Here is a 19227-nt window from a genome sequence, read left to right on the forward strand (position 1 = left end):
CGTGCTGGAACAGGTCGCCGAACGTTCCGAACTGCGCCACCTTATCCTGATGTGTTCGGCAATAAACGCTGTCGACGCGTCGGCGCTCGAAAGCATCGAAGCGATCAACCACCGGTTGGCCGATGGCAGCGTCCAGTTGCATCTCTCTGAGGTCAAAGGCCCAGTAATGGACGCACTCGAAAAGTCGCATTTGCTTCATGATTTAACCGGCAAAGTCTGGCTATCACAAAACGAGGCGTTCCAGTCGCTGATCCGCACATCGGACTGCGACGACAATGCGCCGAATACCCCCGACACTATGGCTGCGCGGGGTTTGATATGAACAAGCCGCGCGTCCTTCTCCCTTCGCATGTCCGGCTTGGCCAGTCTGGTAGTGCGATCCTCCGAAAGGTAATATTATGACTCTTCACATCGGCGATATCGCCCCCGACTTTCATACTGAAACGCAAAATGGCCCGATCAGCTTCCACGAATGGGCTGGCAACAGCTGGGTATTCTTCTTCAGCCATCCGGCAGATTTCACGCCTGTTTGCACCACGGAAATGGGGCGCACGGCTCAGCTCGCTAGCGAGTTTGAAAAGCGCAATACCAAGCCACTTGGCCTTTCAACCGATACAGCGGAAGAGCATCTTAAGTGGATCGATGACGTCAATGACACCCAGCATACCGACCTCAAATTCCCGATCCTTGCCGATGCCGATCTGTCGATTGCGCGCATGTACGACATGATCCATCCGCAACAGAGCGAAACCGCCGCGGTGCGTTCGGTATTCATCATCGATCCCGACAAGAAAATCCGTCTGACGATGACTTATCCAATGAGCGTTGGCCGCAATTTTGCAGAGATATTGCGCGTTATCGATGCGCTACAGACTGGCGACAAGTTTCGGATCGCCACTCCGGCCGATTGGGAAGTTGGCAAGGATGTCATTATCCCGCCGTCGATCAAAGACGACGAAGCTGCGACATTGTTCCCGCAAGGCTGGACAACATTGCGTCCATATCTACGGACAACCAAACTTGACTAACCACTAGTTTAACCTTGCACCGGTCAATTGCCCTGTCGCGATTGCCCGGTGCCAAAAAAAACATCCCATTATAGTTACTTATCAACCGATTGAGAATTGTCATGATTGAGCAGGAATGGGCAATTATTCTCGCCCGCATACAATTTGCGTTTACCGTAAGCTTCCATTTTCTGTTCCCGGCATTTTCAATCGGGCTGGCAAGTTTTCTCGCTGTGCTGGAGGGGCTGTGGCTTAAGACCGGCAAGGGCGTTTATGAGAATCTCTACCGCTATTGGCTGAAAATCTTCGCGGTGGTCTTTGCGATGGGCGTCGTGTCGGGCATCGTCATGTCATACCAGTTCGGCACCAACTGGTCGGTGTTTTCTGACAAGGCAGGGCCGGTCATTGGGCCGTTGATGGCCTATGAAGTCCTAACAGCATTCTTCTTGGAGGCCGGTTTCCTTGGCGTCATGCTATTCGGTATCAACAAGGTCGGACGCAAGCTACACTTTATCGCAACGCTGGCCGTGGCTGTCGGCACCTTCATTTCCGCCTTTTGGATATTGTCGGTGAACAGCTGGATGCAGACGCCGGTGGGTTACGAGATCGCCGCAAATGGGCAGTTCATGCCCGGCGACAGCTGGTGGACGATCGTCTTCAACCCAAGCTTCCCCTACCGCCTCGTCCACACATTATTGGCGGCCTATCTGACCACCGCTTTTGCCGTGGGGGCCGTCGGAGCATGGCATTTGCTCAAAGACAAGGCCAACCCGGGTGCACGTAAGATGTTCTCGATGGCGATGTGGATGGCAGCGATCGTCGCGCCTCTTCAGGTCGTTGCGGGCGACTTTCACGGCATTAACACGTTGGAGCATCAACCGGCCAAAGTCATGGCAATGGAGGGGCATTATCAAAGCCATCCAGACGGTGCGCCGCTTATATTGTTTGGCATTCCCAACAGCAAAGAACGCAGGGTCGATTACGCCATCGAAATTCCCAAAGCTTCGTCGTTAATCCTCAAGCATGACCTGAATGCGCCGCTCGCTGGCCTTGACACCATCCCCGACGCGGACGAGCCGCCCGTGGGCATTGTCTTCTGGGCATTCCGGATCATGGTCGGTCTCGGCATGGCGATGGTAGCCATCGGCATGTGGAGCCTGCTCGCACGGTCGAGAAAGCGGCTATATGAATGGTCGTGGCTCCATAAGGCAGCATTGGTGATGGGCCCGTCTGGCTTCATTGCGGTGCTTGCCGGCTGGGTAGTGACCGAAGTTGGACGGCAACCCTTCACGATCTATGGCGTGCTGCGCACCGTTGATAGTGCGTCGCCATTGGATGCACCCGCCGTCGCTTTCTCGCTTCTCGCTTTTGTCGTCGTGTATTTCGCAGTGTTCGGCATGGGCATTTGGTATTTGCTGCGTTTGATGAAGAAAGCACCAGAGGCACATGAAAGCGCGCTTGATGGTGCCCCTATCCGAAGCGCGGGTATTACGCCTGCACCGGCGGTGTTGGAGGGGGCTGCGACATGATCGACCTGACAGTCATTTGGGCCTGCATCATCGGCTTTGCGATCATTGCCTATGTCGTCATGGACGGCTTCGATCTTGGCATAGGTATGTTGTTTCCTTTTTTCAAAGTGGGGAAGGATCGCGATACCGCGATGAACAGTATAGCACCGGTTTGGGATGGAAACGAAACATGGCTGGTGATGGGCGTCGGCGGTTTGCTCGCTGCCTTCCCACTTGCTTATTCAATCATCCTTCCTGCACTCTATGCGCCGATGATCGCGATGTTGCTTGGCCTAGTATTTCGCGGCGTTGCGTTCGAATTTCGGTGGCGTGATCCGGCACATCGCGAACTATGGGATCGTGCATTCACGCTTGGCTCGTTCATTGCCACCTTTGCGCAAGGCGTGGCCTTGGGTGCCTTGCTTCAAGGCATTACCGTTGAAGGCCGCGCTTATGCCGGCGGATGGTGGGAATGGTTGTCGCCATTTAGCATTTTGACGGGCTTTGGGCTTGTTGTCGGATATGCGCTTTTGGGCGCATGCTGGCTAAACTGGAAAACCGAAGGGGCATTGCAACGTCAGGCGGTCACCTATGCCGGGCGGCTGGGCATCAGCTTACTGATAATGATCGGCGTGATCAGCCTCGCCACCCTGACGCTTGAGGCGCAATATTATCTGCGTTGGCTAAGCTATCCGGGCGTCCTGGCAACGGCCACAGTGCCAATTGCTACCATCGCCGTAACATTCCTCTTCTACCGCAGCCTCCGTCAGACCAAAGACGCGCAGCCGTTCTTCTGGGCACTCGCATTATTCGGCTTGTGCCTAATTGGCCTTGGCATTTCGATTTGGCCCAATGTCATCCCCGCGCGGGTAACCATCTGGGAAGCAGCAGCACCACATCGCAGCCAAGTCTTCATGTTGATCGGCGCGTCCATCATGGTCCCGATCATCGTCGCCTACACCGCATGGTCCTATTGGGTGTTCCGCGGCAAAGTCGGTCACGACGGATATCATTGATGTCACGGGCCAAACAATTGGGTTGGTTCTTTGGAATTTGGCTGCTGAGCGTTGGCGCTCTGGCGATTGTTGGCGGTATCATACGATGGGTATTGCTCTAAAAGTTTGAATAGGGAGAGGCGCAAAAATGACCGAGATCAACAATGGCCCGGAAGCATTGAAGGGCGAAGATTGGGCCGGAGAAATGGGAGCCAAATGGCTTGCCAATCTCGCACGTTTTGAAGGCATGATCGCCCCCATTGGCGAAGCTCTTTTGAAACAAGCAGATTTTAAACCCGGCGCGCGTGTGCTTGATATCGGCTGCGGTGGCGGCGGGACGACAATTGCCATAGCAAAGGCCATTGCGCCTTCGGGCGAAGTTGTCGGCATCGACATTTCACCTGACTTGACGACCGCATCTCTGCGGCGTGCCAAAGACGCTGGAGTTACCAACATTCGGTTTATCTGCGCTGATGGAGCCACAGTCCAGCTCGAAGATGCGCCATTTGACAGGCTCTTTTCGCGCTTTGGCAGTATGTTTTTTCCCGAACCGCATAAGGCCTTTGCAAATTTGCATAGTCTGCTGCGTCCAGGTGCGCGGATTGATCTGGCGGTATGGGGCCCACCACGCGACAATTTGTGGATGATGGAAATGATGGGGATCGTCCGCCGCTATGTCGATATACCCCCAGCGGTTCCCCGCGCGCCCGGCCCATTCGCGTTTGAAGACCTTGACTATCTGAACGAAATACTCGTGAGCGGCGGTTTTTCGGGCGTGAACGTGATCCCCTACGAGGGACTTCAGCCGATTGGTGGTGCAGATGCCGCACCTCACGATGCGGTGTCTTTTGTACTGTCTTCAATGGCGGTTGGGCGCGTGCTAGCGGAACAAGGTGCAGATGTTCGAGCGACAGCTGAAACGGATTTGGTCGAACTATTCCAGAAGCATTATGTAGCCGGGGAAGGCGTGATGATGAAGGGTAAGGCTTGGCTCGTGTCGGCGACTGCTTAACTATGATCCTTTTTATCTGAAGCGATGCTTTCGCCAACCGGATTGAACGGCTTGTTTTGAAAGTGAAGCGTGTTCGTTGCAACGGCCGGTATGCTCGCGAGAATTGCCGAGTGTTTTGAGGGACCCCAAAGTTGCTATGACACCTGATCAAGGACGAGGACCGATTAGGCTGTCCGTCAAAATAGCCTGTTCCAATTGGAACGCCGGCGAACGGTGTTCGACGCCAACGGCTGTTCCTGGGCAAATGTGACTTTTGTGGGGTTTGGTATTGCACGGACCGGTCCCAAAGCGTTACGGATGATCGTCGCTCATCCGTTTTTAGGAGCGAGCCGAACACAAAGATGAGCGCAGTGCAAATCGCATTAACCGGCAATGCCCCATCCAAGGCCGACTTAAACACTGAATTTCCAAGATTTTTACGCGGGCGTTCTAATCAGAACGCTGATTAAAAAGCAGGCTGCAAGCCCGCTTTGAGCAGCAAAGGCGGTATCACCTAAGTCATTGAAAACATTGGAGCGGGCGAAGGGATTCGAACCCTCGACCCCAACCTTGGCAAGGTTGTGCTCTACCCCTGAGCTACGCCCGCTCTGGCGGTCAGGCATTGAAATCCTGACGGGTGAGGCGCGCCGTTAGCATGGGGTATATCCCCCCGCAAGCCCCAAATGCCGCCTTTTTACGAAAAGAGGGTAAAGCCTGTCTTGTGAAAGCCATCGCTTTGCCCACATAGAGTGTGAAACGAATCCTGAAGAATGGAGAATGACCTTGGCGACGATGGGCCTGACCACCGACGAACAAAAAGCTGTTGAGCAATTCCGGACCGACGTTGTCGCGCCGTCGATGGAGCATTTGGTGATACTCGATTTCTGGGCTGAATGGTGCGGACCGTGCAAGCAACTGACGCCCATATTGGAAAAGGTTGCGGCCGAATATGCCGATCGCGGCGTGGTGCTGGCCAAGGTCAATGTCGACGAGAATAAGTTTATCGCCTCCCAATTTCAGGTGCGCTCCATTCCAACGGTTTACGCCATATTTCAGGGGCAGCCCGTTGCAGACATGACGCCGGCACGCACGGAGCCGCAATTGCGGCAAATGCTTGACCAATTGTTGGAGAAACTGCCGATTACCGCTGGAGACGCCGTTGCCGACCCCGCCACGCAATTAGGGCCACTTATAGAAGAGGCTGAGATGCTTCTGGCCCAAGACAGTACAGAGCAAGCTTATGCCCTGTTTGCAGAGGTGCTTTCGGCATTGCCGGAACATCCCGCCGCTTTGTCGGGGCTAATCCGTGCATTGACCGAATTGGGACGTCAGGACGAGGCACAGGCTGTTTTTGATAGCCTCAGCGATGAACTGCGTGCCGACCCAGCGTTGGAAAAGGCGGGATCGGTATTGAGCATTGCAGCCGCAGCCGTTCCGCCAGAAGAATTGGCGCGGTTACAGGCCGCCGTTGCGGCGTCACCAGATGACCATGCTATGCGCATGGAACTTGCCAACGCTTTGATTGCAGCAGGCGACCGTGACGGGTCCGCTGAGGCGTTGTTGCATATCATTGCGACAGACCGCGAATGGAATGACGGCGCAGCCAAGGCGCGGCTCCTAGAAATATTTGCATTAATTGGATTGGAAGACCCATGGGTAGCAGCGACACGCCGAAAACTATCAGCGATCCTGTTCGGATGACCACGCAACGGATTTCAATTTTCCCGCTAACTGGCGCGATCATTTTTCCAAGCATGCAATTGCCGCTGCATATTTTTGAGCCGCGCTATCGCGATTTGGTGAGCGATTCGCTGGCCCGTGACCGCAAGATCGGGATGATACAACCCAAGGGGCAGGGTAACCAACCACCCTTGTTCAATGTTGGCTGTCTCGCGCGGATTCAGGATGTAGAGGCGATGGACGATGGCCGATACAATATCATCCTAGAGGGCGTGCAGCGCTTTTCGGTCATCAGGGAGTTGGATGTCACCACAAGCTTTCGGCAAGTTGAGGCCGATTTATGGGTTGAAGATGAAATGGGCGAAACGCTTTCGCTCGCCGAGCGGGCGTCGATGGAAATTGAATCGCGCCGCTTTGCCGAATCGCAAGGGTATAACGTCGATTGGGCCGCGGTGTCGCAGCTGGACGATTATTCTCTGGTCAATGCCATTGCCCAAATTGCCCCATTTGATTTTGCCGCAAAGCAAGCCTTGCTGGAAGCGCGCGGGCTATCCGACCGTGCAGACACTATTGTGCAATTGATGCAGTTTTTCGGACGCCATGACGGTTCCGACGACCGCGTGACGCTGCAATAATTAGGGTCAGGACCTAGCCCAGAAAACTCGCCCGCACACCGTCGATGACAAATTGCGCGGCCAATGCGGCGAGCAGCACACCCAACAATCGCGTGATCACGGCTTCGGCATTGGCACCCAGAACGCGCATGATGGGGCCAGCGGCAAGCAGCGCCAATAAGGTCAGGACAAGCACGGTTCCCAGTGCCGCCAAAATGACACTAGCCCGGTCAATGCCAGTGTTTTGCGACATGAGCAGCATGACCGAAGCAATGGACCCTGGCCCTGCGATCATTGGCATGGCCATCGGAAAGACGGAGACATCCTCGATTTCGGGCGTGTCGATGATTTTCTGCGCACGCTCCTCCCGCCGTTCCGTCCGCTTTTCAAAAACCATGTCGATGGCGATTAGGAACAGCATGATGCCGCCTGCGATCCGGAAGCTGTTCAATTCGATATGCAACGCGCCCAGCAATTGTTCGCCGAACAAAGCAAAGACCAGCAATATGCCTGATGCAACCATGACGGCGCGCAATGCCATATTGCGGCGCTGCGCCGCATTGGCGCCCTTGGTTAAGCTCGCGTAAATCGGTGCACAACCCGGCGGGTCGATCACGACAAAAAAGGTGATGAAGGCCGAAAGGAACAATTCGATCATGATGGCGATGCAACCTCATCCATGATGACAGTCTCGCTTGTTGCACCGTTCCACAATGTAACCTGGACTGTCCGCGCACCATTGGCTTGGACGATATATCTGTAGCTCAAGGATTGATCGCGGGCGAAGCCGGTCTTTGCGACAATGTCCTCGGATGAGGTAGCAAGCGTTGCAGACGCCGCCCCTTTGCAACTGGCTACCTTTGTCTCAATCATCTCATTCGGCGCACGTGGCGATGTCAGGGTGTCTTCATGATGCAGCACCCATTTCCAGTCACCGTCACCGCGCGCATTTTTCTCAACATATTGCCAGACGGTAGTGAAATAGCCGACCGCGCCATCCGGTCTCTCCCACGCGCCCGTCTTTACGCCCGTTTTTCCATCGCAGGACATGATCGCCTTATGTGGTTGCCATTTTGCCGGGGCGGTCGGGTCTGACTTGCCCTTCAGCCATTCCAGCGCAAGTGCGGGTTGCGGCACAAAAAGCACGGCATCCTTGCCAGCGGTTTCACGGAAAGCGGTCCATTGCCCCTTTTGTTGGGCAAGCTGATTAAAGCCAATATTTGCCGCGATAATCGCGCTTGGGTTGGCAATTTTAGGCTGAAACTCATAGAATTCGCGGCTCGGTGACGCCGCACAAGCCGACAGTGCTGCTGCAGCTAGAAGGACAGGAAATGCTTTCATCGCGTTAAATTCCTTCTGGTGCGGCAACTCCTGCACGGCGGTGCGCGGCCACCAATGTATTGCGCAGCAGGCATGCAATGGTCATAGGCCCGACCCCGCCTGGAACGGGTGTTATGGCACCTGCGTGGCGTAACGCGTCGACATAGGCAACGTCACCAACCAAGCGACCTTTGCTTTGGCCTGCCTCCGGCTCCAAGCGATTGATACCAACATCAATCACCACTGCTCCGGGTTTCAGCCAATCGCCGGTTACCATCTCCGCGCGACCAACGGCCGCCACAACGATGTCTGCGCGGCGCACAACATCTGGCAAATCCTGCGTTCTGCTATGCGCGATAGTCACGGTGCAATTTTCAGCCAACAGCAATTGGGCCATCGGCTTACCGACAATGTTCGACCGCCCAATGACCACGGCATTTTTGCCGGACAAATCGCCCATATGATCCTTCAACAGCATTAAGCAGCCAAGCGGCGTGCAGGGGACAAACGCCTCTTCACCTACCGCGAGCCGCCCCGCATTGACGACATGAAAGCCATCGACATCCTTGCCCGGATCAATCGCGGCAATCACAGCTTTATCATCCATATGCGGCGGCAAAGGCAATTGCACCAATATGCCGTCAACCGCGGCATCCGCGTTGAGCGTTTCAACAAGCGCGATGAGTTCGCCTTGCGACACCGACGCCGGCAAGCGATGTTCGAAGCTGTTCATGCCCGCTTCGACTGTCGCTTTCTTTTTGGACCCCACATAAACTTGGCTGGCGGGATCTTCACCCACCAGCACAACGGCAAGGCCGGGTTTACGCGCCGTTAATGCAATAAAGCTTTCAACGGCAGCGGCCACGCGCTGACGCAATTGGGCGGCAAATGCCTTGCCATCAATGATAACTCCGTTGCTCACATGCCCGCCGCAGAAATATCATTGGCCACACCCACCAACAGCATTTGCAATATGCGCAGAGCGATCAATAATACCATCGGCGAGAAATCGATCATGCCGGTATCAGGCATGATTTTGCGGATAGGCTTCAGAAACGGATCCAGTATGACCGAAAGCGCCTGCCAGATGGAGGCGACAATGTTGTTCGACAGGCTGACGACGTTAAACGAAATCAGCAAGCTCAGGATGAATTGAACGATGACGACGGTGGACAATATCGTCATCAAATATCCAATTATGGAAATAAGTGCGAGAAGCATGCAATTCTCCGGAAAGATGTATCAAAGCGATTAGCCGAGGCAGCGCGCTGTATCAACTGCCCAAAACAGTGCACGACGCTATTTACTTGTGAATCAGGGTTCCTGCGCCCTTTACGGTGAACATTTCGATCAGCATGGCATGGCTAGTGCGGCCATCCAGAATAACCGCCGCATCCACACCTGATTGCACCGCATCGACGCATGTTTGGATTTTAGGGATCATCCCGCCGCTGATCGTGCCATCATTTTGCAGTTCGGCAATCGCGGCAGGGTCAAGGTCGGTTAGCAACTCGCCCGACTTGTTCAATACGCCTGCCACATCGGTCAAAAGGAAAAGCCGCGACGCACCTAGCGCGCTTGCGACTGCGCCCGCCATCGTGTCGGCGTTGATGTTATAGGTATGGCCATCTGCACCAACGCCAATTGGCGCGATGACAGGGATCATGCCGGCCGCACTAATCGTATCAATGATGCTGCGGTCAACATTGGTGGGTTCGCCGACAAAACCCAGATCGATGTTGCGTTCGATATGACTGTCAGGGTCTTTGTGCGTGCGCTGCACTTTGGTGGCGGTAACGAATCCGCCATCCTTGCCTGATATGCCAAGCGCCTTGCCACCAGCGGCGTTAATCCAGCCAACCAGTTCCTTGTTAATCGCCCCCGATAGGACCATCTCCGCAATCTTCGCGGTTTCAGCATCGGTGACACGAAGGCCGTCAACAAATTCGCTCTCGACACCCAATTTCTTAAGCATTGCACCAATTTGCGGTCCGCCGCCATGCACGACAACAGGGTTTATGCCGACAGCCTTTAACAACACCACATCGTCCGCAAAGTCCCGCGCTAGGCCGGCATCACCCATCGCATGCCCGCCATATTTGACGACGAAAGTTTTGCCCGCATAACGCTGCAGATAAGGAAGCGCTTCGGTTAGCGTTTCGGCTTTTGCCAAATTGGCGGGATCAATCGTCATGCGCACCAACTGCCTTGGGGTCCGTGCCATCCAGCCTATGGCCGTAGCTGACGAAGAAAGTGATGAGCAATGGCACCATGATCATGCTCAGCACGACCTTCGCCAGCATTTGGCCGAACAGCAGGTCCGTGATCGGAAACACACCGTAAAAGGCAATGCTGACAAACAATAAGGTATCAATGATCTGCGATAGTACCGCAGCAATGGCGCCGCGCAACGCGACATATTTGCCAACGGTGTTTTTCAAGCGATCGAACAGATAGACGTTGAGCATTTGCGATACGCCATAAGCAACAATACCTGCGACCCAGATACGCGGCGTCTGCCCCATCATGGTGTTGAACGCATCGAGATATTTGTCGTCCATCTTCGGTGACGGGGGCAATGAAAGGACCAGCAACGCGAGCAATATCGACGCGATCAATGGAATGAAGCCGTATTTGACCAATCGGTCCGCGATCATCTTGCCGTGTAAGGCCGCCACCGCGCTGGAAAGGATGACCAGCAAAAGAAACGGAAAGATGCCTGCCTCTACCGCCAACGGCCCTAAAGAAACTTGTTTATTTCCAAGCACGCCAGCAATGCACACCATGCCGCCATAAATGATTGAAAACATGAAAAGCGATTTCGGGATGCCTCCCTCGGTCGCGCGTAATGTGGTCTGTTTAGTCATCCAAAACTGACTAGCGTCTAATTTTATTGGCGCAAGACTAACGATGGCGCTAGGTTGTCCCGGGAAACATAAAATGCCGTCGCGCTGGACATTTTTCAGCGCCTTAATTCTTACAGGGCTCGGAATAAGGTCCTGAAACGAAATCTAGGGTGACGGTTTTCGGGGAAGTTATACATGCAGATTTTAATGAGCATCGCGGGCATGATCGTCATTTTGGCGATTGCGGTTTTGCTGTCGTCCAACCGTCGCGCGATCAAGTTCCGTGTGGTCGGTGCGGCTTTTGCTCTGCAGGCAAGTCTTGCGGCGTTGGTATTGTACACATCATGGGGCAAGGTTGCGCTGAATGCGGCTTCCACTGGCGTTTCCAATTTGCTTGGCTATTCAGCCAAAGGCACCCAGTTCATTTTTGGTCCGTTGGCCTCTCCCGAAATCGGCGGTAACAGCTTTGCGATTGCCGCCTTGCCCGTCATCATCTTTTTCGCGTCGTTAATTTCGATCCTCTATTATCTCGGCATCATGCAATATGTGATCCGCTGGATTGGTGGCGGGTTACAAAAAATTACGGGCATCTCCAAAGTGGAAAGCCTGTGCGCTGCCGCCAATATTTTCGTTGGCCAGTCGGAATCGCCATTGGTAATTCGGCCTTATCTCGCCGGACTGAAGCCGGAACAATTATTCTGCGTTATGACCGTTGGCATGGCGGGCGTTGCTGGCACTATTCTTGCCGCTTATGCCTCGATGGGTATCCGCATTGATTATCTGCTCGCTGCAGCCTTCATGTCTGCCCCCGGCGGCATATTGATGGCCAAAATCATGATGCCCGATGTCCCGCCAGCTGTTTTGGCCGAGGGCGACCCCGCATTGTCCAACCCGCATCCCAATGAGGAACCGGAAATGACGCATGATGATGGAGAAGAAAAACCTGCCAACATCATCATGGCCGCGGCCCAAGGTGCGCAAACCGGCGTCAAGCTGGCGGTCGCTGTAGGTGCCATGGTTCTTGCCTTCGTTGCGTTGGTAGCATTGGCAAACGGCATATTAAGCGGCATTGGCGGCTGGTTCGGCCTGCCAGGATTAAGTTTTCAGCAGATTGTCGGCTATGTCTTTGCGCCAATCATGTTCTTGCTTGGCGTGCCATGGCATGAGGCCATTCAGGCTGGCGGATTATTTGGTACCAAGGTCGTCCTGAATGAATTTGTGGCCTTTATCGACTTAGGCGCACTGAAGGGCCTGTCCGCACCGACCGTCGGAATCGCCACCTTCGCCCTGTGCGGATTTGCCAATTTCAGTTCCATCGCGATCCAGATGGCCGTCACCGGAAGCCTTGCGCCCAATCAACGTCCCATGATTGCAAAGCTGGGTATCAAAGCACTTGCCGCAGGGTCGTTGTCGAACCTGATGAGTGCTGCGCTGGCAGGACTGTTTCTGTCGCTGGCCTAATCAGCTTTCCCCAGCCGCGCGCTTAAGTTCATATAAGAGGTCCAGCGCCGCGCGTGGGCTTAGCGCATCGATGTCGAGATCGGTCAGCTTCTCACGCAAGGCGTCAACCTTTGCCTCGGCGGCGTCGATAGCGGCGCTGAACAAGGGCAAGTCGCCCAGCCCTGCGGCAAGGCCGCCGGTTTCTGCGCGACCTTTTTCAAGCTTGGCAAGCACTGCACTGGCGCGCGCCACAACTTGCGGCGGAAGGCCGGCAAGCTTTGCCACCGCAATGCCATAGCTGCGGTCGGCGGGGCCATCGGTAAGCTCATGCAACAGCACCAGATCGCCTTTATATTCTTTTGCGCGAACATGGTGCAGCGACAGCGCATCAAGGCTGTCCGCCAACCGTGTCAGTTCATGATAATGCGTTGCGAACAGGCAGCGGCAGCGGTTGGTTTCGTGAATGCCCTCCACCACTGCCCAAGCAATGGCAAGGCCGTCATAGGTCGATGTGCCGCGCCCAACTTCATCCAATATTACGAAGCTGCGTTCAGTCGCTTGCGCAAGAATGGCCGCGGTTTCGACCATTTCGACCATGAAGGTTGACCGCCCTCGGGCCAAATTGTCCGACGCACCAACGCGGCTGAACAATCGGTCGACAAGGCCCAACCGCGCCGAGGTCGCAGGGACATAGCTGCCCGCCTGCGCCAGTAAAACAATCAACGCATTCTGCCGTAAAAAGGTAGATTTTCCGCCCATGTTAGGACCGCTGACGAGCCATAACCGCTTTTCAGGCGACAAAGTGCAGTCGTTGGCGATGAAACGGTCGCCTGACTTTGCCAACGCGCTTTCGACGACGGGATGGCGGCCACCTTGTATCTCAAGACAAGGATGCGCCGCAAAAACTGGGTGGCACCAATTGCTCTCCGCTGCGCGTTCGGCGAGCGCGGCGGCAACGTCAATGCGCGCCAAGGCATCCGCGCTTATGGCAATGGCATCGCGGCGGGATAAAATCAGCGCAATCAGCTCTTCCAAATGCGCCGCCTCAGCCGCCAGCGCATGACCTCCAGCTTGCGTGATGCGGACTGCTTCTTCATGCAATTCCGGCGAATTGAACCGCACTGCGCCCGCCATCGTTTGCCGATGGGTGAAGCCTGTCCCGGGAGCCATCAGCGCATCGCCATGCTTAGCAGGCACCTCAACAAAATAGCCCAGAACGGCATTGTGCCTTATTTTTAGCGCGGATATACCCGTAGCATCGCGATACCGGGCTTCCAACTGCGCGATCGCTTGACGTCCGTCGCGCCCTGCCACCCGCAGCATATCCAGCGCGGCGTCATAGCCCTCGGCGATATAGCCGCCTTGCGTCGTGTCGGTGGGCGGCGACGCCACCAAAGCGCGCGCCAGCAGATCCACCATATGGCCATGGCCATCCAATGCGGGCAAAAGCTGATTCAGCAGTTCTGGCCGGTCCGCCATTGCGCCCAGACGCTCACGCAAGGCCCGCGCCGCATCCAACCCGTCGCGTATCTGCCCCAAGTCGCGCGGGCTTCCCCGCCCCGCGACAACGCGGCCGAGTGCGCGTGCAATATCCGGCAGTTGCCGCAATGCCGCACGCACCGCATCGCGGGTTAATGGTGCGTCATGGAACCATTGCACCAGTGACAGACGCGCTTCAATCTTCGCTTTATCCATCAAGGGCGCGGCAAGGTCAGACGCCAGTTGCCGCGCGCCGGCGCCCGTAATAGTCCGATCAACCTCGGCGAGCAAAGACCCTGCGCGCCCGCCTTTGCTGGCACTGTTGATCTCCAGACTGTCGCGCGTGGCCTGATCAATCAAAAGATGTTCATGCACCTCGCGGCGGACGGGGAGCTTTAAAAACGGCATCTTGCCCTGTCCGGCATGCGCGAGATAGGAAATCAGGCCGCCGGCCGCCGCCTGCTCCGCACGCGTGACGGGGCCAATACTATCAAGCGTGTTGATCGCAAAATGCTGCCGCAACAGATCGGCGCCAACAATGCTGTCAAAATCAGCCCGTGGCCGCGTGATGGCGCCCGGCATTTCTGTGAAACCGTCAGGCACAACCAACTCGCTGGCGGAAAGCCGCGCCAACTCCGCCTCAAGCGCGTCACCCGTCACCGTTACCAACTCAAAATAGCCCGTCGAAATATCAGCGGCGGCTATCCCAAAAAACTCTCCGACCTGCGCCACTGCCACGAGCATGTTGGATGCCCAGCTATCCAGCAGACTGTCTTCGGTCAGCGTCCCTGCGGTCACAAAGCGCACAATGTCCCGCGTGACCAGCGTTTTTCCTCCACGCGCCTTAGCCGCCTCGGGGGTCTCGGTTTGCTCGGCAATCGCGACGCGATGCCCCGCCTTAATCAACCGCGCTAAATAACCTTCGGCCGCATGAACAGGCACACCGCACATGGGGATTGGTTGGCCATCATGTTCGCCGCGCGAGGTTAAAGCGATATCCAGCGTCGCTGCCGCCGCGCGTGCATCGTCAAAGAATAATTCGAAGAAATCACCCATGCGGTAAAACAGCAGACAATCACCCGCTTTGGCCTTTAGGCCCATATATTGCACCATCATCGGTGTCGGTGTGTTGTCTCCCGCCATAAACAATGTGTTAGCGAAGCCAGTCGGGCGGGGCAATGCTTGCCCTTGCGTCAGCAGCGCGTTAGGGCTGATTAATTGATGATAAATGGTCAGGGACAAGAATGAACGATAGCGATGTCCAAATTACCCCGCAGGAAGCGTTGGATTTTCATGCGCAGGGGCGCCCTGGTAAAATCGAAATCGTGGCGACCAAGCCGATGGCGACTCAGCGCGACTTGAGCCTTGCATATTCGCCCGGCGTCGCTGTGCCAGTGCAGGCCATTTATGATAATCCTGCAGCCGCTTATGATTACACCGCCAAAGGCAATTTGGTCGCCGTCATTTCTAATGGCACCGCTATTCTCGGGATGGGCAATTTGGGTGCCTTGGCATCAAAGCCAGTGATGGAGGGCAAGGCGGTCTTGTTCAAACGCTTCGCCGACGTCGACTCCATCGACATCGAAGTGAATACCCAAGATGCGCAGCGCTTCATTGACGCGGTTGAATTGTTGGAACCGACCTTTGGCGGCATCAATTTGGAAGATATTGCCGCGCCCGATTGCTTCATCATTGAACAAACATTGAAAGAGCGGATGAACATCCCCGTCTTTCATGACGATCAACATGGCACGGCGATTATTGCCGCCGCAGGATTGATCAACGCGTGCGAGCTGACCGGAAAGTCGCTCAAAGATATTAAGGTCGTCTGCAACGGTGCCGGCGCTGCGGCGATTGCTTGCACTGAGCTGATCAAGGGCATGGGCGTACCCCACAATAATGTCATCATGTGCGACCGGACAGGCGTCATTTATCAGGGCCGAACCGAAGGCATGGATCAGTGGAAATCCGCGCATGCCGCAAAAACCACGGCCCGCACTCTCGCAGAAGCGATTGTGGGCGCGGATGTGTTTCTGGGGCTTTCGGCGGCCAATGCGTTAAGCGCCGATATGGTGAAATCCATGGCGGATCAGCCGATCATCTTTGCGATGGCAAACCCAGACCCCGAAATCTCTCCACCCGTGGCACGCGCCGCGCGGCCGGACGCCATTATTGCGACGGGCCGATCGGATTTCCCCAATCAGGTCAACAATGTCCTGTGCTTCCCCTTCTTGTTCCGCGGCGCCTTGGATGTGCGGGCGACCACCATCAATGAACCGATGAAAATTGCCGCCGCACATGCACTGGCGCAATTGGCGCGTGAAACCGTGCCCGAAGAAGTGGCAGCGGCTTATGGCGGCCTCATGCATAAATTCGGCCGCGATTATATCATCCCGTCGCCGTTCGACCCGCGCTTGATGGAAATCGTTGCCTCCGCCGTTGCCAAGGCCGCGATGGATTCGGGCGTCGCGCAAAAACCGATCGCGGATATGAACGCCTATCGCGCCAGCCTGCGCGCGCGACAGAACCCGACGACATCCGCGCTCACGCAAGTTTATGAGGCGGCACGCGCGAAACGCAAGCGCGTCATTTTTGCCGAAGCCGAAGAAGATGTCGTCGTCCGCGCTGCCGTCCAGTTCAAACAAGATGGCTATGGTATTCCGGTTCTGATTGGCCGCGATGTTCGCGTCACGGAAAAGCTAATTGAATTGGGGGCCAACCCCGATGATTATGAAATCCACAACAGCGTCACCAGCCCGCTCGTCGATAAAATGGTCGACCGACTCTATAGTCGCTTGCAACGCCGCGGCTATCTGCGCCGTGATATACAGCGGATGGTCAACCGTGACCGTAATATCTTTGGCGCGTTACTCCTGCAAATGGATCAGGCAGACGCAATGATCACCGGCGTCACCCGCACCTTTGGCCAAACGTTGCGCGAACTGCGCCGTGTGCTTGACCCGAAAAAGGATGCGGTTCCTTTTGGTGTTCACGTCATGGTGGGCAAAACACACACAGTGTTTATTGCCGATACCACCGTCAACGAGCGTCCAAGCGCCGAGGAACTCGCGCATATCGCCGAGAAGACCGCTGGCGTTGCCCGCCGCATGGGCCATGTCCCGCGCGTTGCGTTTTTGTCCTTTTCAACCTTCGGCAATCCTGCAGGAACCTGGCTCAACAACATCCGTGATGCAGTTGCCATATTGGACGCCCGTCGACCCGATTTTGAATATGAAGGCGACATGCCGCCGGATGTTGCGTTGAACCCAGCGCTGATGAAAAACTACCCATTCTGCCGCTTATCTGGCCCCGCGAATGTTCTAATCATGCCCGGGCTTCAATCAGCGAACCTTTCGGCCAAGTTGCTACGCGAATTGGGCGGGGATCAGGTCATTGGCCCGATGCTGCTGGGCATTGAGCGCCAAGTGCAAGTGGCAACCATGGCATCAAGCACGAGTGATTTGGTTACGCTCGCGGTCTTGGCGGCTGCTGGAATTGCCGAATAGCTCATTTGCACAAAGGCACAAAGACATACCCAACAATGTCATGCTGAACTTGGTTCAGCATCCAACTCGCCTAACAAACCGAAAATCTCGACTGCTAGATGGACCCTGAAACAAGTTCAGGGTGAGGAAGATTTTATAAGACGACGTCATTCGGGAACATCCGTTGGATGGTGACGCCCCCTTACCGAAATTACTTTCAGTTCGGACTATTCGGTGTCGCGCCTTGACCGCCGCCGGCGCCAACGGCACCGATATTACCGAAAATTTCTTCAAAGAAACTTGTCTCCCGGCCCAATGTCGGCGTTTTGTCGCCTTCAGGGCTAATCTTCGAAATCAATTCCGTGCCCGTTTGAGAGATTGACGCGACATTACCTGCGGCGTCGAAACGAACCTTTAGGACAAATTGCTGGTCAGCCTTTGGCTGCGAAAACGCCAATTGCTTGGCGTCACGCGAATAATAATACCAATCATTCTGGTCAAACTGGCCGACAAAGGTTGGACGGCCAAGCGATGCCTGCACCGATTCCTTATTATCGACACCCGGCTGAACTGAACTCAGCAAAGTCTGATCACCAATATAGCCTTGATGCGAGCGCAGCCGCGTGCATCCTGTGGACACAGTCAATGCGGCAATCAATGATGCAAGACCGGCAATTTGCGACATGCGCATAGACTTCTCCGCTAATCCACTAAACTTGGGCCTTTGCCATTGCATCCTTAAGGCGCAATATCAATATGCAATCCCAGATGAATGCCCGATGAGTAAGGATAAAAGGCCGTTATGACATTATTGAAACGACTGTTCGGCAACGGGCAACCTGACCCTAAAATGAAGCTTGTCCCATTGTATAACCAAATTGTGGCCAAAGCACGGGAACCACATTGGTATATCGAGGGCCAAGTCCCGGACAGTCTTGATGGCAGGTTCGATATGGTCGCGACGATATTATCTCTCGTGCTTTTGCGGCTTGAAGACAGCAAAGCCCACGCCTTGGATATGGCGCGGCTGACGGAAGTTTTTGTCGATGACATGGACGGGCAGCTGCGCGAAGTTGGCATTGGCGACATGATTGTCGGAAAGCATATTGGCCAGATTATGAGCGCTGTCGGTGGCCGGCTTGGCGCATTGCGGGCGGCTATGAGCGATCACAGCGCTCTTGACGATGCCTTGGTTCGCAACCTCTACCGAAGCGTCGCGCCATCGGCCGAGGCGCTTGCGCATACACGCCAGGGCTTGCTTGATGTCGAACGTGCACTGGGCGCACAATCACCAGATAACTTGGTGGAGGGCGACGCCAAATGGTGACCACAAATGAGTTCAGCCATGTCATCAAGCTGTCTGAAGTGGGCAGCCATAGCCGCAATATCCAACTGTCGGCAGACGAGATGGCCCGCGCTGGCTTGATGGTGCGTTTTGATTTGGCTGCGCTGGATTCGCTAAAGGCGGAAATTTCACTGACGCATGATGCCGAAGACGTTGTCGCAACCGGCCGCTTCACCGCGGACCTTGCGCAATATTGCATTGCCTCGCACGATCCTGTTCCTGACAAAATGGACGAAGCAATACATATCCGTTTCATCCCCGAACCTGTGGCGCACGGCGAAGTGGAGCTTGAGTTGGAAGCTGATGATTGTGACACCATGTTCCATGATGGCCAGACCATTGATCTGGGCGAGGCCGTAGCTCAATCGCTTGGCCTTGCGCTGAACCCCTATCCGCGCAGTCCGGAGGCGGAGAAAATGCTCAAGGCTGCTGGAGTAAAGAGCGAGGAGGAAGTCGTTCCAACAGGCGCGTTGGCTGGCCTTAAGGACTTGTTGGCGAAAAAATGATGGGTGCGCGC

The 19227-nt window shown here is 55.3% G+C and carries 19 protein-coding genes and 1 tRNA gene; 11 read left to right on the plus strand and 9 right to left on the minus strand.

Annotated features, from left to right (window positions below; genetic code table 11):
- The 5 genes from ACILP4_RS08005 to ACILP4_RS08025 all read left to right on the plus strand — a co-directional run.
- Positions 1-322 (plus strand): sodium-independent anion transporter (locus ACILP4_RS08005; RefSeq protein ID WP_395620210.1); only part of this gene is annotated, 322 nt, incomplete at its 5' end.
- A gap of 76 nt (positions 323-398) precedes the next feature.
- Positions 399-1028 carry a peroxiredoxin gene (locus ACILP4_RS08010; protein ID WP_395620211.1) on the plus strand — a complete coding sequence of 210 codons (630 nt, stop codon included), beginning with the start codon at positions 399-401 and terminating at the stop codon, positions 1026-1028.
- Between the two features lie 101 nt (positions 1029-1129).
- A complete protein-coding gene (locus ACILP4_RS08015) occupies positions 1130-2536 on the plus strand; it encodes a cytochrome ubiquinol oxidase subunit I (RefSeq protein ID WP_395620212.1) in 1407 nt (468 codons plus the stop codon).
- Positions 2533-3531 carry a cytochrome d ubiquinol oxidase subunit II gene (gene cydB, locus ACILP4_RS08020; protein WP_395620213.1) on the plus strand — a complete coding sequence of 333 codons (999 nt, stop codon included), beginning with the start codon at positions 2533-2535 and terminating at the stop codon, positions 3529-3531. The genes ACILP4_RS08015 and cydB overlap by 4 nt, the downstream gene beginning before the upstream one ends.
- Before the next feature lie 127 nt (positions 3532-3658).
- Positions 3659-4522 carry a class I SAM-dependent methyltransferase gene (locus ACILP4_RS08025; RefSeq protein ID WP_395620214.1) on the plus strand — a complete coding sequence of 288 codons (864 nt, stop codon included), beginning with the start codon at positions 3659-3661 and terminating at the stop codon, positions 4520-4522.
- 511 nt (positions 4523-5033) lie between these two features.
- On the opposite strand, the gene ACILP4_RS08030 is transcribed toward ACILP4_RS08025, so the two are convergent.
- A tRNA-Gly gene (locus tag ACILP4_RS08030) sits at positions 5034-5108 on the minus strand.
- A 170-nt stretch (positions 5109-5278) separates the two neighbouring features.
- Between ACILP4_RS08030 and ACILP4_RS08035 the strand changes: the two genes are divergently transcribed.
- Together ACILP4_RS08035 and ACILP4_RS08040 are read left to right on the plus strand one after the other, a co-directional pair.
- Positions 5279-6202 carry a tetratricopeptide repeat protein gene (locus ACILP4_RS08035; protein WP_395620215.1) on the plus strand — a complete coding sequence of 308 codons (924 nt, stop codon included), beginning with the start codon at positions 5279-5281 and terminating at the stop codon, positions 6200-6202.
- Positions 6199-6816, plus strand: coding sequence for an LON peptidase substrate-binding domain-containing protein (locus ACILP4_RS08040; RefSeq protein ID WP_395620255.1), 618 nt, complete (start codon positions 6199-6201; stop codon positions 6814-6816). Before ACILP4_RS08035 ends, ACILP4_RS08040 begins: the two co-directional genes overlap by 4 nt.
- Before the next feature lie 13 nt (positions 6817-6829).
- On the opposite strand, the gene ACILP4_RS08045 is transcribed toward ACILP4_RS08040, so the two are convergent.
- The 6 genes from ACILP4_RS08045 to ACILP4_RS08070 all read right to left on the minus strand — a co-directional run bounded on the left by ACILP4_RS08045 (position 6830) and on the right by ACILP4_RS08070 (position 10982).
- Positions 6830-7453: a MarC family protein gene (locus tag ACILP4_RS08045; protein WP_395620216.1), complete on the minus strand. Its 624-nt coding sequence runs from the start codon at positions 7451-7453 to the stop codon at positions 6830-6832.
- Entirely contained in the window at positions 7450-8136 is a 687-nt protein-coding gene (locus ACILP4_RS08050; RefSeq protein WP_395620217.1) for a hypothetical protein, read from the minus strand. Before ACILP4_RS08050 ends, ACILP4_RS08045 begins: the two co-directional genes overlap by 4 nt.
- 4 nt (positions 8137-8140) lie before the next feature.
- Entirely contained in the window at positions 8141-9037 is an 897-nt protein-coding gene (folD, locus tag ACILP4_RS08055; RefSeq protein WP_395620218.1) for a bifunctional methylenetetrahydrofolate dehydrogenase/methenyltetrahydrofolate cyclohydrolase FolD, read from the minus strand.
- Positions 9034-9336 carry a YggT family protein gene (locus tag ACILP4_RS08060; protein ID WP_395620219.1) on the minus strand — a complete coding sequence of 101 codons (303 nt, stop codon included), beginning with the start codon at positions 9334-9336 and terminating at the stop codon, positions 9034-9036. Before ACILP4_RS08060 ends, folD begins: the two co-directional genes overlap by 4 nt.
- An 82-nt stretch (positions 9337-9418) precedes the next feature.
- Positions 9419-10309 (minus strand): acetylglutamate kinase, encoded by an 891-nt coding sequence (argB, locus tag ACILP4_RS08065; protein WP_395620220.1) that lies wholly within the window; start codon positions 10307-10309, stop codon positions 9419-9421.
- Complete coding sequence (locus ACILP4_RS08070; RefSeq protein ID WP_395620221.1) at positions 10299-10982, minus strand: queuosine precursor transporter; 684 nt, start codon at positions 10980-10982, stop codon at positions 10299-10301. The genes argB and ACILP4_RS08070 overlap by 11 nt, the downstream gene beginning before the upstream one ends.
- Positions 10983-11156: 174 nt before the next feature.
- On the opposite strand from ACILP4_RS08070, the gene ACILP4_RS08075 reads away from it, so the two are divergent.
- On the plus strand, positions 11157-12422 hold the full coding sequence (locus ACILP4_RS08075; protein WP_395620222.1) for a NupC/NupG family nucleoside CNT transporter: 1266 nt from the start codon (positions 11157-11159) through the stop codon (positions 12420-12422).
- Here ACILP4_RS08075 and mutS read toward each other — a convergent pair whose 3' ends face one another.
- A complete protein-coding gene (gene mutS / locus ACILP4_RS08080) occupies positions 12423-15023 on the minus strand; it encodes a DNA mismatch repair protein MutS (RefSeq protein WP_395620223.1) in 2601 nt (866 codons plus the stop codon).
- 101 nt (positions 15024-15124) lie between these two features.
- On the opposite strand from mutS, the gene ACILP4_RS08085 reads away from it, so the two are divergent.
- On the plus strand, positions 15125-17386 hold the full coding sequence (locus tag ACILP4_RS08085) for an NADP-dependent malic enzyme (RefSeq protein ID WP_395620224.1): 2262 nt from the start codon (positions 15125-15127) through the stop codon (positions 17384-17386).
- 196 nt (positions 17387-17582) lie between these two features.
- On the opposite strand, the gene ACILP4_RS08090 is transcribed toward ACILP4_RS08085, so the two are convergent.
- Positions 17583-18056 (minus strand): outer membrane protein assembly factor BamE, encoded by a 474-nt coding sequence (locus ACILP4_RS08090; RefSeq protein WP_395620225.1) that lies wholly within the window; start codon positions 18054-18056, stop codon positions 17583-17585.
- A 111-nt stretch (positions 18057-18167) separates the two neighbouring features.
- On the opposite strand from ACILP4_RS08090, the gene ACILP4_RS08095 reads away from it, so the two are divergent.
- Both ACILP4_RS08095 and ACILP4_RS08100 read left to right on the plus strand, forming a co-directional pair.
- A complete protein-coding gene (locus ACILP4_RS08095; protein ID WP_395620226.1) occupies positions 18168-18692 on the plus strand; it encodes a ubiquinol-cytochrome C chaperone family protein in 525 nt (174 codons plus the stop codon).
- Positions 18686-19216: a YceD family protein gene (locus ACILP4_RS08100; RefSeq protein WP_395620227.1), complete on the plus strand. Its 531-nt coding sequence runs from the start codon at positions 18686-18688 to the stop codon at positions 19214-19216. Before ACILP4_RS08095 ends, ACILP4_RS08100 begins: the two co-directional genes overlap by 7 nt.
- Positions 19217-19227: the final 11 nt, after the last annotated feature.

The organism is Sphingorhabdus sp., from assembly GCF_044239045.1.
Classification (GTDB): domain Bacteria; phylum Pseudomonadota; class Alphaproteobacteria; order Sphingomonadales; family Sphingomonadaceae; genus Sphingorhabdus_B.

What these genes read in the sequence shown, in the direction of transcription:
- ACILP4_RS08075 (WP_395620222.1), top strand. Translation starts at nt 11,157, where the DNA reads ATGCAGATTTTAATGAGCATCGCGGGCATGATCGTCATTTTGGCGATT.
- ACILP4_RS08045 (WP_395620216.1), bottom strand. Translation starts at nt 7,453, where the DNA reads ATGATCGAATTGTTCCTTTCGGCCTTCATCACCTTTTTTGTCGTGATC.
- cydB (WP_395620213.1), top strand. Translation starts at nt 2,533, where the DNA reads ATGATCGACCTGACAGTCATTTGGGCCTGCATCATCGGCTTTGCGATC.
- ACILP4_RS08060 (WP_395620219.1), bottom strand. Translation starts at nt 9,336, where the DNA reads ATGCTTCTCGCACTTATTTCCATAATTGGATATTTGATGACGATATTG.
- ACILP4_RS08070 (WP_395620221.1), bottom strand. Translation starts at nt 10,982, where the DNA reads ATGACTAAACAGACCACATTACGCGCGACCGAGGGAGGCATCCCGAAA.
- ACILP4_RS08035 (WP_395620215.1), top strand. Translation starts at nt 5,279, where the DNA reads ATGACCTTGGCGACGATGGGCCTGACCACCGACGAACAAAAAGCTGTT.
- ACILP4_RS08100 (WP_395620227.1), top strand. Translation starts at nt 18,686, where the DNA reads ATGGTGACCACAAATGAGTTCAGCCATGTCATCAAGCTGTCTGAAGTG.
- ACILP4_RS08095 (WP_395620226.1), top strand. Translation starts at nt 18,168, where the DNA reads ATGACATTATTGAAACGACTGTTCGGCAACGGGCAACCTGACCCTAAA.
- ACILP4_RS08050 (WP_395620217.1), bottom strand. Translation starts at nt 8,136, where the DNA reads ATGAAAGCATTTCCTGTCCTTCTAGCTGCAGCAGCACTGTCGGCTTGT.
- ACILP4_RS08040 (WP_395620255.1), top strand. Translation starts at nt 6,199, where the DNA reads ATGACCACGCAACGGATTTCAATTTTCCCGCTAACTGGCGCGATCATT.
- ACILP4_RS08090 (WP_395620225.1), bottom strand. Translation starts at nt 18,056, where the DNA reads ATGCGCATGTCGCAAATTGCCGGTCTTGCATCATTGATTGCCGCATTG.
- ACILP4_RS08015 (WP_395620212.1), top strand. Translation starts at nt 1,130, where the DNA reads ATGATTGAGCAGGAATGGGCAATTATTCTCGCCCGCATACAATTTGCG.
- ACILP4_RS08085 (WP_395620224.1), top strand. Translation starts at nt 15,125, where the DNA reads ATGAACGATAGCGATGTCCAAATTACCCCGCAGGAAGCGTTGGATTTT.
- argB (WP_395620220.1), bottom strand. Translation starts at nt 10,309, where the DNA reads ATGACGATTGATCCCGCCAATTTGGCAAAAGCCGAAACGCTAACCGAA.
- mutS (WP_395620223.1), bottom strand. Translation starts at nt 15,023, where the DNA reads ATGGCGGGAGACAACACACCGACACCGATGATGGTGCAATATATGGGC.
- ACILP4_RS08010 (WP_395620211.1), top strand. Translation starts at nt 399, where the DNA reads ATGACTCTTCACATCGGCGATATCGCCCCCGACTTTCATACTGAAACG.
- ACILP4_RS08025 (WP_395620214.1), top strand. Translation starts at nt 3,659, where the DNA reads ATGACCGAGATCAACAATGGCCCGGAAGCATTGAAGGGCGAAGATTGG.